We start from the raw sequence: 15,913 nt of genomic DNA, 5'->3' as shown, positions 1-15,913 counted from the left end.
GATGCGGAAAGGTTTATGCGCGGCGGGTCCGGGACAGGTGCCCCGTTGCTCATCCGTGATGCGGCTGTGATCCCTGTCGCTGTCGTACGCCGGTGGCAACGCACCGGCGCGCGCGGTCGTCCTTCTTTGCACAAGGAGACCCGAAGTGAATGAGATCGACCGGGTTGGGAGACCGGTGGTGGGGTGGGCGAGCATAGTTTGTGCCGATTTGAACACTTTCCGTATGGCTGTGGTGCCGCAGGGTGAATCATCTGGTGAATGGCAGACCGTGGCTTGACTGCCGCAGAGCCCCACACTTGTAATTTCACTCATGTCGTTCGAGCGGGATCGATAACGACGGCATCACGGGGACGCAAAGAAGACGAGGGGCGCGCATATGACCGAGCTGTTCCAACAACTGCTCGTCGAAGAGGCGGACGAAGAACTCGGCTGGCAGGAGCGCGCGCTGTGCGCCCAGACCGATCCCGAGTCGTTCTTCCCCGAGAAGGGCGGTTCCACACGCGAGGCGAAGAAGGTGTGCCTCGCCTGCGAGGTCCGCTCGGAATGTCTCGAATACGCCCTCGCCAACGACGAACGTTTCGGTATCTGGGGCGGATTGTCCGAGCGGGAACGCCGCCGTCTGAAGAAGGCGGCCGTCTGACGCGGCCGGCGCGCCGACCGGCGGGACGGGCCCGCCGGACAGGAGGGGCAGGCCGTTCCCAGCCGCTAGTGTGGTGCGACGTCCACCACCGTCCAGCGAACCGGGGCCCGCCCTCGATGTCCGTGCAAAGCCATCCCGAATTCCCGCGGCACGTCGTCACCGCTGTGCTCGTCTCGCACGACGGCGAACGCTGGCTCCCCGAGGTTCTGCGGGGACTGCTCGGCCAGGACCGGCCGGTCCAGGACGTCATCGCAGCCGACACCGGCAGCGCCGACTCCTCCGCCACCCTGGTCACCGAAGCCCTCGGCGCCGAGCGTGTGCTGCACCTCGCCCGCCGCACCGGCTTCGGCGCCGCTGTCGCCGAAGCGACCCGCACCGCACCCGTCCTCACGCCGGACGAACTGCCCTACCTCAAGCGGCCACCCGCCTGGGACCCCGTCACCCGCACCTGGGACAACAGCACCTACGACCTGCCCGAGTTCCCCCACGGCGAACCGGTCCACTGGCTGTGGCTGCTGCACGACGACTCGGCCCCGGCGCCCGACGCCCTCCTCGAACTGCTCCGCCAGGCCGACGCCGGCCCCTCGGCCACCGTCATCGGCGCCAAGCTCCGTGGCTGGTACGACCGCAGGCAGCTCCTGGAGACCGGCGCGAGCGTCGCCAACAGCGGACGCCGCTGGACCGGCCTCGACCGCCGCGAGCAGGACCAGGGCCAGCACGACCAGGTCAGGCCCGTCCTGTCCGTGTCCAGCGCGGGCATGCTCATCCGCCGCGACGTGTACGAGCAGCTCGGCGGATTCGACCGCCGCCTGCCGCTGATGCGCGACGACCTCGACCTGTGCTGGCGCGCCCACGCCGCCGGACACCAGGTCCTGGTCGCCCCGGCCGCCGTCGTCCGCCACGCCGAGGCGGCCGCGCGCGAACGCCGCTCCATCGACTGCGCGGGACGGCTCGGCGGCAGCCCGCACCGGGTGGACAAGGCAGCCGCCGCCTACGCGCTCCTCGTCAACGCGCCAGGACGCACCCTGCCCTGGGTCGTCTTCCGTCTCGTCCTCGGCACCCTCCTGCGCGTCCTCGGCTATCTCGTCGGAAAGCTCCCCGGCCGCGCCCTCGACGAAACCGCGGGACTGCTCAGCACCTTCCTGCGGCCGGAACGCATCCTCGCCGCGCGCCGCAACCGCAAGCGCGCCACGGCCCCCGGCTTCGACCCGCGCGAACTGCGCCCCCTCTTCCCCCCGGCCGGCGCCACTCTCCGCACCACCGCCGAACAGGTCGTCAGCAACTTCGGGGGACGCAACGACCCGGCCGCCTCCTCCGGCGGACGCCACGGCGCCGTCGAGTCGGGCCCGACCGACGACGACGCCGAGGACCTCCAGGTCGAGCAGTTCGCCCGCGTGCGCCGCCTCGCGCGGCGCCCGGGACCGATGCTCTTCCTCGGCCTCCTCCTCGCCTCGCTGCTCGCCTGCCGCGACCTGATCGGCGGCGGCGCCCTCACCGGCGGCGCCCTCCTGCCCGCCCCCGCCGAGGCCGCGGCCCTGTGGGACCGCTACCTGGAGACCTGGCAGCCCGTCGGCACCGGCGGCACCGAGAACGCCCCCCCGTACCTCGCGCTGTTCGGCCTGCTCTCCACGCTGCTGCTCGGCAGTCCGGGCGGCGCCGTCAGCCTGCTGCTCGTCGCCTCCGTCCCCCTGGCGGGCGCCAGCGCCTACTTCGCGTCCCGGCCGCTCGTCATGTCCCGCCTCCTGCGCGCCTGGGGCAGCATCGCGTACGCCTTCCTGCCCGCCGTCACCGGCGCGCTCGCCGGCGGCCGCATCGGCACGGCGGTCCTCGCCGTCCTGCTGCCCCTGATGGCACGCTGCGCCGTCCTCGCCGCGGGGCACACCAGCGGCGGGCGCGGACCCTGGCGCGCGGTGTGGGCGTACGCGCTCCTCCTGACGGTCACCACCGCGTTCACGCCCGTCGTCTGGCCGCTCACGCTGCTGCTCGCCGTCGTCGCGCTCGTCCTCCCGCTGCGCCCCGCGCCCGGCGTGCTGAAGGCGAAGGCGCTGCGGGCGGCGGCCGTGCTCCTGACCCCCGCTGTGCTGCTCGGCCCGTGGTCGTGGTCGGTGCTGCTGAGCCCGGCCGAGTTCCTCCACGAGGCGGGGCTGCCGTTCGACACCGGCCGGCCGGGCGCTGCGCAGCTGCTGAACGCCAACCCGGGCGGCCCCGGCACCCCCGGCACCTGGCTGCTGATCGGCGTCGTCCTCGCCGCGCTCGGCGCCCTCCTGCGCGCCGAGCGCCGCCCCGCCATCCTCACGGCCTGGACGGTGGCGCTCGCCGGCCTGCTCTTCGCGGTCTGGTCGAGTGGCGAGACCTGGTCCGGGCCCGCGACGCTCGTCTACGGCCTCGCGCTGCTGTGCGCGGGCGTCCTCGGCGCGGACGGCGCCCGTTACCGCGTCGCCGCGCAGAGCTTCGGCTGGCGGCAGCCGCTCGCTGTGGCCGTTGCGGGCACGGCGGCGGCCGGTCCGCTGCTGGTCGCCGCGGGCTGGGCGCTCGGCGGTGCCGACGGGCCCCTGGAACGCGGCAACGCCGTGCAGGTGCCCGCGTTCGTCGCCGCCGAGAGCACCACCCGCGACCAGGCCAGGACCCTCGTCCTCGCCGGACGCCCCGGCGGCGACGCCGAACCGGCGGGACACGTCACGTACACCCTCGTCCGCGGCTCGGGCGCCCGCCTGGGCGACGCCGACCTCGCCGACGCCCTCGGCGCCAACGACACCCTGGGCCAGGCGGTCGGCGAACTCGTCGCGGGCTCGGGCGCCGACCAGACGGCCGTGCTCGCCGGATACGCGGTGCGGTACGTGCTCGTGCAGGACGGCTCGCCCGAGGAACTGCGGCGCGTGCTCGACACCACCCCGGGACTCCAGCGGCTCAGCCAGGAGGACGGCACGTCCCTGTGGCGCGTCGACCGCGAGGTGGCCCGCGCCATGGTCCTGCCCGCGGGGGCGGACGCCCCGGACGCCGACGCGGTCCCCGTCCCGGCGGACTCCGTCGAGATCCACACCGACCTGCCCGACGGGCCGGAGGGCCGCACGCTGCGGCTCGCCGACAGCGCCTCGGACGCGTGGCAGGCCACGCTGGACGGGCGGGCCCTCACGCCGGTCACGCTGGACGGCTGGGCCCAGGGCTTCGAACTCCCGGCGGGCGGCGGGCGGCTCGACGTCGTCCACGAGACGCCGTTCACCCACACGGTGTGGGTGTGGGCGCAGGGCTTCTGCCTGCTGGTGCTGTGCGTGCTCGCCCTGCCGGGCCGCCGCCGCGAGCTGGACGACGACCTGCCGGAGGCCGAGGAGCAGGCGGAGCCCGCCCAGGGCCGCAGGGCACGCCGTACGGCGACCGTCCCGGCCCAGCAGGGCCCGGACACCGACCTCACCCCCGACGCAGTGCCCGGCGCGCCGGCGCACGAGCCGGAGCCCGAGGCGGAACAGCAGCCCGACCCCGCGCTCGCGTACGCCCCGGAGCCCGACTACGCCCCCGACCCGTACGGGCAGGGCGCGTACGGCGACCCGTACGCGCAGCAGGGCCCCTACTACCAGGACGGCGGCTACCAGGACGGCGGCGCCATCCCGCAGCAGCAGGACGGCAGCTGGAACGGCCAGGAGCGCTACGGCCAGGACGGGTACGACGGCAGTCCCTACGACCCCCAGCACGTCAGGCCGTACGACTACCCGGCCGACTACGGTGACGGGAGCAACCAGCGGTGAACCGCACCCTCATGTCCCTCGTCGCGGTCGTCGCCGCCATCGGCGCGATCACCGGCGCGGCCGCGCTGCGCCCGGCGGACGGCGAGGCGGCGGCCCTGCCGACCGAGCCCCGCCCGGTCGAACGGTCCACGCTCGCCTGCCCCCGCCCCACGGCCGCGGAGTCGGCGACGACCTGGTACACCGCGTACACCCCGCCGCTCCCCGGGGAGTCGGCGCCCGACGTGCCCGACGGCGAAGCGGAGGAGCAGCAGGAGAGCCTGGCGGCGCTCGTCCCCGCGCCGGAGTACGCCCCCGGCACCGAGGAGGACGCCGGGGAGACCGAGGAGTCGGAGGAGTCGGAGGAGCCCGACCCCGTCCTCCCGCTGGCCGCCCCCGGCATCCCCGTCACCGGCCGCGTCACCGGCCCCGACCACCCCGCGCTGACCGGCACCGCCGAGGAGGCCCTCGCCCCCGGCTGGACTGTCCAGCAGACCACCAGGACGGAGGGCGACAGCGGCGACGCCCTCCTCGGCACCGCCTGCCAGGCCCCCGACACGGACTTCTGGTTCGCGGGCGCGAGCACGAGCGCCGCCCGCCACGACTACGTCCACCTGACCAACCCCGACCCGGCCGCCACCGTCGTGGACATCGAGCTGTACGGCCCCGAGGGCGCGGTCGAGAGCGAGGCGGGCCAGAACATCGCCGTCCCCGGCGGCAGCAGCGTCCCCGTCCGCCTCGCGACACTGACCGCCGAGGAGATCCCGGCCCTCGCCGTCCACGTGACGGCGCGCAGCGGGCGCATCGGCGCGCAGATCGAGGCGGTCGACACGGCGGGCGGCGCCGACTGGCTGCCCCCGTCCGCCGCCCCCGACGGCGCGCTCGTCCTCCCCGGCATCCCGGCGGGGGCGCGCAGCGTCCGGCTGTTCGCCTTCACGCCGGGTGACGCGGATGTCGTCCTCGACGTCGGCCTCGCGGGCGGCGGCGGCACGATCACCCCGGCCGGCCACGAGACGGTGGACGTCACGGCGGGCGCCGTCACCGCGGTCGACCTCGGCGGCCTGACGCAGGACGAGCCCGGCTCGCTGGTCCTCACCCGCGCGGCGGGCACCGGGACAGGGCCGGTCTTCGCCGCGCTCCAGGTGATCATGGGCGGCGACGACGAGGACGCCCCGCCGGAGACGGCGTTCATCCCGGTCACCGCCCCCGTCGGACACCGCGCCACCGCGACCGGCAACACGGCGTCCGGCACCCTCCTCGCCCTCACCGCCCCCGAGGGCGCGGTCGATGTGTCGGTGACCGTCTCGGCGGGAACGGACGGCGGCGAGCCCGTCACGGAGCAGTACACCGTGGACGGCACGACGACGTTCGCCCTCGCCCCCGAGCTGCCCGACGGCACCGAGGCGCCGTACTCCCTCACGGTCGAGACGGACGGCGGCCCGCTCCACGCCGCCCGCATCCTCACGATGGGCGGGGGCGACGCGCCGCTCGTCACCGTCCAGACGCTGCCCGACGACCGCTCCACGGTCGCCGTGCCCGGGACGGAGCAGGACCTGTCCATCCTCACGGACTGAACGCGGACCGTACGGGCGGGGCCGGACCTCCGGGTTCAGTCCTGCCCGTACCTCGGGTCCACGGACTCGGGCGCGAGCCCCAGCAGTTCGGCCGCCTGCTCCACCACGACGTCGTGCACGAGCTGCGCGCACTCGTCACGGTCCCTGCTGCGCAGTTCCACCGGCCGCCGGTACACGACGATCCGGTCCGGCCGCGTGCCCTTCCCGCGCAGCACCCCGCCCAGCGGTACGGCGTCCGGCGTCACCCCCCGCGTACCGCCCTCGCCCTCCGGCGGCAGCAGCGGGACGTCCAGGACGGCGAACACCACGTCGTCCAGCTCCGGCAGCCGCCGCCGCAGCCGTTCGGCCGAGTCGTGCACCAGCGAGTCGAACGTGTCCGCCCTGCTCACCGCGAGCGGCACCTGCGGCGGCGCCACGGGTCCGCGCATGCCGCGGCCGTGCCTGTCCCGGTGCCGGTGCCTGCCCGCCGGACCCGGGGGAGCCGGGGATGCGCCGCTGGAATCGTCCATCAACGTCCGACCATAGATGACGGGGCGCCAGATGGTGAGCACACGGTGCGGTACCGTCCCGGGGGAGGACAACACCGAACCTCCGGGCGAATCCGTACAGGCCGGACGCCCCTAGGGCGACACGGCGGGGTGACGCCGCCCCGAGTCGTCGCGGCCCGCTCAGGAGTGCGGTACGGTCCAACATCGTGAGTCCCGTCCGCCGCTGTTCGCGCACCGCGTGCGCCCGCCCCGCCGTGGCGACCCTGACCTATGTCTACGCGGACTCCACCGCAGTCCTCGGCCCCCTGGCCACCTATGCCGAGCCGCACTGCTACGACCTGTGCGCCGAGCACTCCGAGCGGCTCACCGCGCCGCGCGGCTGGGAGGTCGTCAGGCTCGCCGTGGACCCGGCGGCGGTCCGGCCCAGCGGGGACGACCTCGAAGCGCTCGCCGACGCCGTCCGCGAGGCCGCCCGCACCCCGCCGCCCCGTCAGGACCCGCCCCCCGGGCCCCCGCCGCGCGGCGCGGACCCGGTTGAGGTCGCCCGCCGCGGGCATCTGCGCATTCTGCGTTCCCCGGAGCAGTGATCGGCGGCCGGTACATTGAACGGTGGAGCGCTCCCGACCGGACCGTCCGCCGAACGCCCCGTCAGCGGACCACAGGACGGCCCGGACACCGCCCATGAAGCCACCGCCAGACAAGGGGTTAGCTGTGCCGGACCTGTCACAGATCGTGAAGGCATACGACGTACGCGGTGTGGTCCCCGATCAGTGGGACGAGCGGCTCGCCGAGCTGTTCGGCGCCGCGTTCGCCGAGATCACCGGCGCCACCGCCATCGTCATCGGACACGACATGCGTCCGTCGTCCCCCGGTCTCTCCCGCGCCTTCGGCAAGGGCGCCGCCGGGCGCGGCGCCGACGTCACCGAGATCGGCCTGTGCTCCACCGACGAGCTGTACTACGCCAGCGGCGCCCTGGACGTGCCGGGCGCCATGTTCACCGCGAGCCACAACCCGGCGCAGTACAACGGCATCAAGATGTGCCGCGCCGGAGCCGCCCCCGTGGGGCAGGACAGCGGCCTCGCCGACATCCGCGCGCTCGTCGAGCGCTGGGCCGCCGACGGCGCGCCCGACCCGGTCACCGAGCCGGGCGCCATCGGGCAGCGCGACGTCCTCGGCGACTACGCGGCCCATCTCCGCACCCTCGTGGACCTGTCGGGCATCCGCCCGCTGAAGGTCGTCGTCGACGCGGGCAACGGCATGGGCGGCCACACCGTCCCGACCGTCCTCGCCGACCTGCCCGTCGAACTGGTCCCGCTGTACTTCGAGCTGGACGGCACCTTCCCGAACCACGAGGCCAACCCCATCGATCCCGCCAACATCGTGGACCTCCAGGCGAAGGTCCGCGAGACGGGCGCCGACATCGGCCTCGCCTTCGACGGCGACGCGGACCGCTGCTTCGTCGTGGACGAACGCGGCGAGCCCGTCCCCCCGTCCGCCATCACCGCCCTGGTCGCCGCCCGCGAGCTGGGCAAGACGCCGGGCGGCACGGTCATCCACAACCTCATCACGTCGTGGACCGTCCCCGAGGTCGTCAGGGAGAACGGCGGCACGCCCGTCCGCACCCGCGTCGGACACTCGTTCATCAAGGGCGAGATGGCCCGCACCGGCGCCATCTTCGGCGGCGAGCACTCGGCGCACTACTACTTCCGCGACTTCTGGAACGCCGACACCGGCATGCTCGCCGCCCTGCACGTCCTCGCCGCGCTCGGGCAGCAGGAGGGACCGCTCTCCGGCCTCGTCTCGGCCTACGACCGGTACGCCGCCTCGGGCGAGATCAACAGCCGCGTGGACGACCAGGAAGGCCGCACCGCCGCCGTCAGGGCCGCGTTCGCCGACCGCGAGGGCGTCACGCTCGACGAGCTGGACGGTCTCACCGTCACCGCCGCGGACTGGTGGTTCAACATCAGGCCGTCCAACACCGAGCCGCTGCTGCGCCTCAACGTCGAGGCCCGCGACGCCGGCACCGTCGAGAAGGTCCGCGACGAGGTCCTCGCCCTCGTCCGCGCCTGACCGCGTCACCCGCCGCCCCGGCTCGCCGCGCCGGGGCGGCGGACCTGCGGGTAGGGTGATCCGCGACAACAGCGACACCATCCGACACCACCCGCGTACGGGCCTCCCGCCCGCACCGCACAGCCGCAGGGGAGACGCCATGCCGCTCGTCGAGGCCGCTCTGCTGGAGATCCTGGCCTGCCCCGCCTGCCACGCGCCGCTGCGCGAGGAGGCCGAGGAGGGCACCGGGGACGGCGAGTCCGGCGAACTCGTCTGCACGGGCGACACCTGCGCACTGGCCTACCCCGTCCAGGACGGCATCCCCGTCCTCCTGGAGGACGAGGCCCGCAGGACCGGCTGACCCCGGCCCGACACGCACGCCGCACGGCGACCGGAGAGAGCTCCCGCATGATCGACGAATCGCTGCTCGACGCCCCGGACGAACTGCTCCGCGCCGACCCGCACGGCATGCTCCGCGCCGTCGCCGCGTCCGGCGCCCAGGTGCGCACCGCCGCCAGGGGAGCGGAGGAGTCCGACCTCGGCCGCCTCACCCCGCAGGGCCGCCCGGGGACGCTCCTCGTGGCGGGCACGGGACCGGCCACCCCGCTCACCGCGGGACTGCTCACCGCCCTGGCGGGCGACTCCGTCCGCGTCACCCACCTGCGCCCCACCGGCCCCCTGGCCGCGCACGGTGCCCTCACCTGGCCGCTGCCCCGCTGGGTGGGCTCACTGGACCTGCTGCTCCTGACCACGTCCGACGGCTCCGAGCCCGGCCTCGCGCTGCTCGTCGAGGCCGCCTTCCGCCGTGGCTGCGCGGTCGCCGTCATCGCCCCGGCGGACAGCCCTCTGGCGGGCGTCGCCGCGCACCGGCGCAGCCCCGTCATCCCCCTCACCCCGGCGCCCTACCTGGAGACGGGCGGCCCCGCCGCCACCCCTGGCCACGCCTGGGCCCTCGTCACCCCGGCCCTGATGCTCGCCGACCGCCTCGGCCTGCTCGACCCGCCGCCTGGCGCGGGCCCCGACGAGGACCCCCACGCGAGCCCGGCCGCCCTCCAACTCCTCGCCGACCGCCTGGACTCCGTCGCCGAACGCTGCGGACCCACCGTCCGCATGACCGACAACCCCGCGAAGACCCTCGCCACAAGCTTCGCCGACACCCTCCCGCTCCTGTGGAGCGAAGGGCCCGTCGCGGGCGCCGCCGCCCGCCACGCCGCCGCCATCCTCGCCTCCCTCGCCGGACGCCCCGCCCTCACGGCCGAGCTGCCCGAGGCGCTCCTCACCCACCGCGCGCTGCTGTCCGGCAACCTCGCCGCCTCCACCGGCGACCCCGACGACTTCTTCCGGGACCGCGTGGACGAGCCGGCGCCCCTCCACGCCCGCGTCCTGCTGCTCCGCAGCCCACTCCCGGCGACCGACGAGGGCACCGGCAGCGCCGCCGACACCGCCCGCGACCTGGCACAGGCACACGGCATCGCCTTCGGCGAACCGGCGATCGCCGAGGGCGGCGGCCTCCTCGCCACCGCCGCCGAGCTGATCGCCCAGCTCGACTTCGCCGCCGTCTACCTCGCCCTCACCTCAGGCGCCCGCGGCTGACCGAGCCCGCCGCGCCACCGGCAGAACCGCAAAGGAACGACGCACACGTGGACCGCCTCACCAACACCGTCCGGCCCTACGCCTGGGGTTCCCTCACCGACATACCCCGCCTCCTGGGTACCGAGCCCACCGGCGAGCCCCAGGCCGAACTGTGGATGGGCGCGCACCCGGGCGCCCCTTCCCGCCTCGAACGCCCCGGCGGCCCGCTCTCCCTGGCCGACGCCATCGCCGCCGACCCCGAGGGCCAGCTCGGCGAGGACACCGTGCACCGCTTCGGCCCGTCGCTGCCGTTCCTCCTCAAGGTCCTGGCCGCCGGGTCACCGCTCTCCCTCCAGGTCCACCCGGACCGCGCCCAGGCCCAGGCAGGCTACGCGGCCGAGGAGGCGCGCGGCGTCCCCGCGGACGCGCCGGAGCGCACGTACAAGGACGCCAACCACAAGCCCGAACTGATCTGCGCCCTCACCCCGTTCGACGGCCTCTGCGGCTTCCGCGACCCCGCCGCGACCGCCGGCCTCCTCGACGGCCTCGGCGTGGACAGCCTCAAGCCGTACGCCGACCTGCTGCGCGCCCGCCCCGCGACCGACGCCCTGCGCGAGGTCCTCACCGCCGTCCTGACGGCCGACCGCGACGCCATCGCCGCCTCGGCCACTCAGGCCGCGGAGGCCGCCGCACGCCTCGGCGCCGACGACCCCGAGGGCCCGTACGCCGCCTACGCCGACATCGCCCGCCACTACCCCGGCGACCCCGGCGTCATCGCCGCGATGCTGCTCAACCACGTACGGCTCCAGCCAGGCCAGGCGCTCTACCTCGCCGCCGGCGTCCCGCACGCCTACCTCAAGGGCCTCGGCGTCGAGATCATGGCCAACTCCGACAACGTCCTGCGCTGCGGCCTCACGCCCAAGCACATCGACGTGCCCGAACTCCTGCGCATCGTCCGCTTCGAGCCGACGGACCCGGGCGTCATCGGCCCCGCCGGCGACCCGGCCGACCGCGCGGACCACACGTACGACGTGCCCATCGACGAGTTCCGCCTCTCGCGCCACCTCCTCACCGACGGCGCACCCCCGCGCGCCCTGCCGCACGGCGGCCCGCAGATCCTGCTGTGCACCGAAGGACACGCCGACCTGCGCACCGCCGACGGCACCACCCTCACCCTCGCCCCCGGCAGGTCCGCCTGGGCCACCGCCGCCGACCGCGTGGAGGTCTCCGGCGCCGGAACGCTCTTCCGCGCCGCCGTCGCCCCCTGACCCCACCACCCCGGGACGGCGGAACGCGCCGCCCCGGCGCGACGTGTGGCCGGTATCGACCGCCGGGCCTTGAGTCACCCCGGGGGCCGCGGTGTAGATTCGGCGGCGGAGTCACAGTCGATGCTGATGGCAGTCGGGCGGTCGCACACCGCCCGGCCGAGGGGTAAGAAGGCCCTCCGACGGACCGCGGAAGCACGGTCGCGCCCTCCCGCGCGCCCGACGCCGCACCCTGTCCGCCATCCGCTCACCTCCACAGGAGCAGACGTCATGACGTCGAACACCTCCGGCGACTTCAAGGTCGCCGACCTCTCCCTCGCCGAGTTCGGCCGCAAGGAGATCACCCTCGCCGAGCACGAGATGCCGGGCCTGATGGCCCTGCGCGAGGAGTACGGAGCCGCCCAGCCGCTCGCCGGCGCCCGCATCACCGGCTCCCTGCACATGACCGTGCAGACCGCCGTCCTCATCGAGACTCTGGTCGCTCTCGGTGCCCGTGTGCGTTGGGCTTCGTGCAACATCTTCTCCACCCAGGATCACGCCGCCGCCGCGATCGCCGCAGCCGGCATCCCCGTCTTCGCGTGGAAGGGCGAGACGCTGGAGGAGTACTGGTGGTGCACCGAGCAGGCCCTCACCTGGGCCGACGCGCCGACCGGCGGCCCCAACGCCATTCTCGACGACGGCGGCGACGCCACCCTCCTCGTCCACAAGGGCGTCGAGTACGAGAAGGACGGCAAGGTCCCCGACCCGTCCACCGCCGAGAACGACGAGCACCGCGTCATCCTCGAACTGCTGACCCGCACCGTCGCCGAGAGCCCGCAGAAGTGGACCCAGGCGGCCTCCGAGATCCGCGGCGTCACCGAGGAGACCACCACCGGCGTCCACCGCCTCTACGAGATGTTCCGCGAGGGCACTCTGCTGTTCCCCGCGATCAATGTGAACGACTCCGTGACCAAGTCGAAGTTCGACAACAAGTACGGTGTCCGTCACTCCCTGATCGACGGCATCAACCGCGGCACGGATGTCCTCATCGGCGGGAAGACCGCTGTCGTCTGCGGCTACGGCGACGTCGGCAAGGGCTGCGCCGAGTCCCTGCGCGGCCAGGGCGCCCGGGTCATCGTGACCGAGGTGGACCCCATCTGCGCCCTCCAGGCCGCGATGGACGGCTACCAGGTCGCCCGCCTGGACGACGTGGTGGAGACGGCTGACATCTTCGTCACCGCCACCGGCAACCGCGACGTCATCATGGCGGCGGACATGAGCCGTATGAAGCATCAGGCGATCGTGGGCAACATCGGGCACTTCGACAACGAGATCGACATGGCCGGTCTCGCCCGCATCCCCGGCGTCGTGAAGGACGAGATCAAGCCGCAGGTCCACACCTGGACCTTCCCGGACGGACACACCATCATCGTCCTGTCCGAGGGGCGTCTGCTGAACCTGGGCAACGCCACCGGCCACCCGTCGTTCGTGATGTCCAACAGCTTCGCGAACCAGACGATCGCCCAGATCGAGATCTACACCCGGACCGACGAGTACCCGACCGGCGTCTACACGCTGCCCAAGCACCTGGACGAGAAGGTCGCCCGCCTCCACCTGGACGCGCTCGACGCGCGCCTCACCGTGCTGCGCCCCGAGCAGGCGTCGTACATCGGCGTCCAGGTTGAGGGCCCGTACAAGCCCGAGCACTACCGCTACTGACCAGCCGTCCCAGTGCCCGGCCCCGTCCGCGGGGCCGGGCACACCGGCACCCCACCCCATGCCCAGAGGCCGCTACCGCCTGCACGACCCCGACGACCGCACCCCTCCGGCCGACGAGCACTTCCAGTGCGCGCCCGGCCCGACCGGATGGCGGTACGTCTCCCGGCGCACGACCGGGACCGGCGCCCCCACGGGCTCCGTGGACCTCACCCTCGACGCGCTCGGCCGCCCCGTACGCCTCGAACTGGCCGCCGCCCACTGGCGCGTACGCGGCGCCGCCCTCGACGGCCTGACCTGGGTCCGCATGGGCGCGGACGGCACGGACGCCGACGAGCAGCGCACCCCCGGCGCCCGCGCGTTCTCCGGCGAGTCCCCGGCCTTCCTCATCGCCACCGCCCGCCTGCTGCGCCTCACCCCGGAAGCCCCCACGGCACGCGTCCGCACGGTCGCCTTCACCGCACCGCACCTCGCGCCCCGCACACTCGACCAGGGCTGGACGCTCCTCGGCTCCGAGGACCACGCCACCGACACCGGCACGCTCACCGTCGACCACTACCAGCTGGACGACCTGGAGACGGGCGCGCGCGGCACGGTCCACCTCGCGGGCGACGTCGTCCTCGCCGCACCGGGCGTCGAACTGGCGGCACTCGACTCACCTCCGTCCGTCCTCACCCAGGCGGAGTGAACCCACCCCCGGACGGCGGCTCCTGCACCGGTATCTCCCGCGGCCCGGCCACGGGCTGCGCCTGCGCCTGCTGCTGGGGCTGGAAGTACGGCTGCTGCGGCGCGTACTGCGGCGCCGCGTACTGCTGTTGCGGGTACTGCTGCTGGGGGTACTGCGCCTGCGGCCACTGCTGTACGTGCTGCACGTGCTGCCCTGCGGCGTACATCCGCGCCGCCTCACGCCGCTGCCGCTCGGCCATCACCGCGGACAGGTAGTCCACCGGCTGCACCCCTGCGGGCGCCGCGACACCGACACGCGCCATCAGCTCCTGCGACAGCCGCACCCCCATCGACCAGGCCACGGTCCGGTCCAGCTGCGGCAGCCTGGTGAGGAACTGCCGTACGGACAGCCACAGATCGTCGGGCACCCGGGACAGGTCGAGTTCGGTGAAGTGGCCCGCGAGCCAGTGCGGCGCGGGCGGCACGGGCCGCGACGCCGCCCCCGGCAGCCGCTCGCGCACCACCAGCGCGCCCGCGAAGACGTCCCCGAGCCGCCGCCCCTCCGCCGACACGAGCGACGCGATGACACCGACCGTCCCGAGGGTCAGGAGCAGCTCCACCACCCCGACCGCCCCGCGGACCAGCGCGTGCCGGAAGCGGATGGGCCCGCCGTCGGTCCGCACCACCCGCAGCCCGAACGCCGCCTTCCCCACCGAGCGCCCCCCGCTCAGCGTCTCCACCGCGATGGGGGCACCGACCAGCAGGAGGACGAAGAGGGCGACCTGCACGGCCGCCGTCGCGGCCGTGCCGAGGGAGAACACGGAGCTGAGGAGCAGCATCGAGACCAGCAGATAGGCGCTGAAGACGATCAGCAGATCGAGCAGCACGGCCATCGCCCGGCTCGGCAGACGCGCGGGCTGGAGCCCCAGGACGACCGCGTCCCCCGTCACCAGTTGACTCATCGTGACCCCCTTCCTCTGGACAGTGTGGCATTCCCGTCTGACAAGCTCTGTCCCATGGACCTGGACGTCTTCGTCGCCACCCACCGGGCGGAATGGGAACGCCTCGAAGCCCTGCTGCGCACGCCCAGGGGCAGGCTCGGCGGCGCGCAGGCCGACGAGTTGGTCACGCTCTACCAGCGCACGGCCACCCATCTCTCCCAGCTGCGGTCGACGGCCCCCGACCCGGCGCTCATCAGCCGGCTCACGACGCTCGTCGCCCGCGCCCGCAGCACCGTCGTGGGCACCCGCCGCGCGACCTGGCGGGACGCGCTCGGCTTCTTCACCTCCGCCTTTCCCGCGGCCTGCTACCGCACGTGGCGCTGGTGGCTGCCCGCCGCACTGGTCAGTGTCCTGGTCATCGCCGTGACCGGCTGGTGGATCGCCGGGAACCCGGACGTCCAGGCCGCTCTCGGCGCCCCGGAGGACCTCCGCGAGATGACGCGGCCAGGCGGCCAGTACGAGACGTACTACTCCAGCAGTCCGGCCGCCGCCTTCTCGGCCCAGGTCTGGACGAACAACGCCCAAGTAGCCGCGATGTGTCTCGCCTTCGGCGCGTTGCTCGGCATCCCGGTCCTGTGGGTGCTCCTCCAGAACGCGGTGAACGTCGGCATCGGCGTGGGCCTGATGGGCTCGGCCGGCCGTCTCGACGTCTTCTTCGGCCTGATCCTGCCGCACGGCCTGCTGGAGCTGACGGCCGTCTTCCTCGCGGCCGGGGTCGGCCTGCGCCTGGGCTGGACGGTGATCGACCCGGGCCCGCGGACGCGCGTGACCGCCCTGGCACAGGAGGGCAGGGCCGCCCTCGGCATGGCCGTCGGGCTGGCCGTGGTCCTGCTGGTCTCCGGACTGATCGAGGGCTTCGTGACACCCTCGGGTCTGCCGACCTGGGCGCGGATCGCCATCGGCGTGGTCGCGGAGGGGCTGTTCCTCCTCTATGTCTTCGTGGTCGGCAGGCGTGCCGCCGTGGCGGGGGAGACGGGTGACGTGGTGGCCGCCGACCGCGAGGCGGAGGTCCCCGTGGCCGCCTGAACAGCCGGTTTGACGCGCCCGCCACAGCGGCGTAACGTTCTCCGAGCTGCCACCGAGCCGCCGTGTACAACGGTGATTCCGGTAAGCGGCTTCCGCCACTGAAGTGGCACTCTCTCGCTCGACCTCTCGAAACCCGCAAGGGTCTTGTTCGGCATGGCCCGAATAGACCGCGCGGGGGCCGATTTGGAAAAGCCGGGGAATGCCTCTAAAGTAGTGGACAC

13 protein-coding genes are annotated in these 15,913 nt (G+C 74.1%); 11 read left to right on the top strand and 2 right to left on the bottom strand.

From position 1 onward, the window contains the following. Positions 1-376 precede the first annotated feature (376 nt). From ACL02R_RS15295 to ACL02R_RS15285, 3 genes are all read left to right on the top strand, one after another. Positions 377-640, top strand: a complete 264-nt coding sequence (locus ACL02R_RS15295; RefSeq protein ID WP_004952403.1) for a WhiB family transcriptional regulator — start codon at positions 377-379, stop codon at positions 638-640. Between the two features lie 116 nt (positions 641-756). Beyond that, positions 757-4,380, top strand: coding sequence for a glycosyltransferase (locus ACL02R_RS15290; protein WP_412797445.1), 3,624 nt, complete (start codon positions 757-759; stop codon positions 4,378-4,380). Then, positions 4,377-5,930 (top strand): DUF5719 family protein, encoded by a 1,554-nt coding sequence (locus tag ACL02R_RS15285; protein ID WP_412797444.1) that lies wholly within the window; start codon positions 4,377-4,379, stop codon positions 5,928-5,930. The genes ACL02R_RS15290 and ACL02R_RS15285 overlap by 4 nt, the downstream gene beginning before the upstream one ends. 35 nt (positions 5,931-5,965) lie before the next feature. On the opposite strand, the gene ACL02R_RS15280 is transcribed toward ACL02R_RS15285, so the two are convergent. Beyond that, positions 5,966-6,358, bottom strand: coding sequence for a metallopeptidase family protein (locus ACL02R_RS15280; protein WP_412797443.1), 393 nt, complete (start codon positions 6,356-6,358; stop codon positions 5,966-5,968). Positions 6,359-6,624: 266 nt separating this feature from the next. Between ACL02R_RS15280 and ACL02R_RS15275 the strand changes: the two genes are divergently transcribed. The 7 genes from ACL02R_RS15275 (at position 6,625) to ACL02R_RS15245 (ending at position 13,687) form a co-directional block, all read left to right on the top strand. After that, positions 6,625-7,005, top strand: a complete 381-nt coding sequence (locus tag ACL02R_RS15275; protein ID WP_412797442.1) for a DUF3499 domain-containing protein — start codon at positions 6,625-6,627, stop codon at positions 7,003-7,005. 124 nt (positions 7,006-7,129) lie between these two features. Further along, positions 7,130-8,488, top strand: coding sequence for a phosphomannomutase/phosphoglucomutase (locus tag ACL02R_RS15270; RefSeq protein WP_412797441.1), 1,359 nt, complete (start codon positions 7,130-7,132; stop codon positions 8,486-8,488). A 139-nt stretch (positions 8,489-8,627) separates the two neighbouring features. Continuing rightward, positions 8,628-8,828, top strand: a complete 201-nt coding sequence (locus tag ACL02R_RS15265) for a Trm112 family protein (RefSeq protein WP_412797440.1) — start codon at positions 8,628-8,630, stop codon at positions 8,826-8,828. Positions 8,829-8,875: 47 nt separating this feature from the next. Next, the gene (locus ACL02R_RS15260) at positions 8,876-10,060 is read left to right on the top strand and encodes an SIS domain-containing protein (protein ID WP_412797439.1); all 1,185 of its coding nucleotides are present in this window, start codon (positions 8,876-8,878) and stop codon (positions 10,058-10,060) included. 47 nt (positions 10,061-10,107) lie between these two features. Beyond that, on the top strand, positions 10,108-11,307 hold the full coding sequence (gene manA / locus ACL02R_RS15255) for a mannose-6-phosphate isomerase, class I (protein WP_412797438.1): 1,200 nt from the start codon (positions 10,108-10,110) through the stop codon (positions 11,305-11,307). A 267-nt stretch (positions 11,308-11,574) separates the two neighbouring features. Beyond that, positions 11,575-13,002, top strand: a complete 1,428-nt coding sequence (gene ahcY, locus ACL02R_RS15250) for an adenosylhomocysteinase (RefSeq protein WP_412797437.1) — start codon at positions 11,575-11,577, stop codon at positions 13,000-13,002. A 58-nt stretch (positions 13,003-13,060) separates the two neighbouring features. Beyond that, positions 13,061-13,687, top strand: coding sequence for a hypothetical protein (locus ACL02R_RS15245; protein WP_412797436.1), 627 nt, complete (start codon positions 13,061-13,063; stop codon positions 13,685-13,687). On the opposite strand, the gene ACL02R_RS15240 is transcribed toward ACL02R_RS15245, so the two are convergent. Beyond that, complete coding sequence (locus ACL02R_RS15240) at positions 13,671-14,627, bottom strand: RDD family protein (RefSeq protein ID WP_412797435.1); 957 nt, start codon at positions 14,625-14,627, stop codon at positions 13,671-13,673. The genes ACL02R_RS15245 and ACL02R_RS15240 overlap by 17 nt on opposite strands. A gap of 54 nt (positions 14,628-14,681) precedes the next feature. Here ACL02R_RS15240 and ACL02R_RS15235 point away from each other — a divergent pair, with 54 nt between their 5' ends. Further along, a complete protein-coding gene (locus tag ACL02R_RS15235; protein WP_412797434.1) occupies positions 14,682-15,692 on the top strand; it encodes a stage II sporulation protein M in 1,011 nt (336 codons plus the stop codon). The last annotated feature ends 221 nt before the right edge of the window (positions 15,693-15,913 follow it).

It is taken from the genome of Streptomyces sp. MS19 (assembly GCF_047200595.1).
GTDB lineage: Bacteria > Actinomycetota > Actinomycetes > Streptomycetales > Streptomycetaceae > Streptomyces.
This window is presented reverse-complemented; position numbering and strand designations above follow the sequence as displayed.

Excerpts from the sequence above, each read along its gene's own strand:
- ahcY (WP_412797437.1), top strand. The coding sequence starts at position 11,575 with ATGACGTCGAACACCTCCGGCGACTTCAAGGTCGCCGACCTCTCCCTC.
- ACL02R_RS15280 (WP_412797443.1), bottom strand. The coding sequence starts at position 6,358 with ATGCGCGGACCCGTGGCGCCGCCGCAGGTGCCGCTCGCGGTGAGCAGG.
- ACL02R_RS15245 (WP_412797436.1), top strand. The coding sequence starts at position 13,061 with ATGCCCAGAGGCCGCTACCGCCTGCACGACCCCGACGACCGCACCCCT.
- ACL02R_RS15235 (WP_412797434.1), top strand. The coding sequence starts at position 14,682 with ATGGACCTGGACGTCTTCGTCGCCACCCACCGGGCGGAATGGGAACGC.
- ACL02R_RS15265 (WP_412797440.1), top strand. The coding sequence starts at position 8,628 with ATGCCGCTCGTCGAGGCCGCTCTGCTGGAGATCCTGGCCTGCCCCGCC.
- ACL02R_RS15260 (WP_412797439.1), top strand. The coding sequence starts at position 8,876 with ATGATCGACGAATCGCTGCTCGACGCCCCGGACGAACTGCTCCGCGCC.
- ACL02R_RS15240 (WP_412797435.1), bottom strand. The coding sequence starts at position 14,627 with ATGAGTCAACTGGTGACGGGGGACGCGGTCGTCCTGGGGCTCCAGCCC.
- ACL02R_RS15290 (WP_412797445.1), top strand. The coding sequence starts at position 757 with ATGTCCGTGCAAAGCCATCCCGAATTCCCGCGGCACGTCGTCACCGCT.
- ACL02R_RS15295 (WP_004952403.1), top strand. The coding sequence starts at position 377 with ATGACCGAGCTGTTCCAACAACTGCTCGTCGAAGAGGCGGACGAAGAA.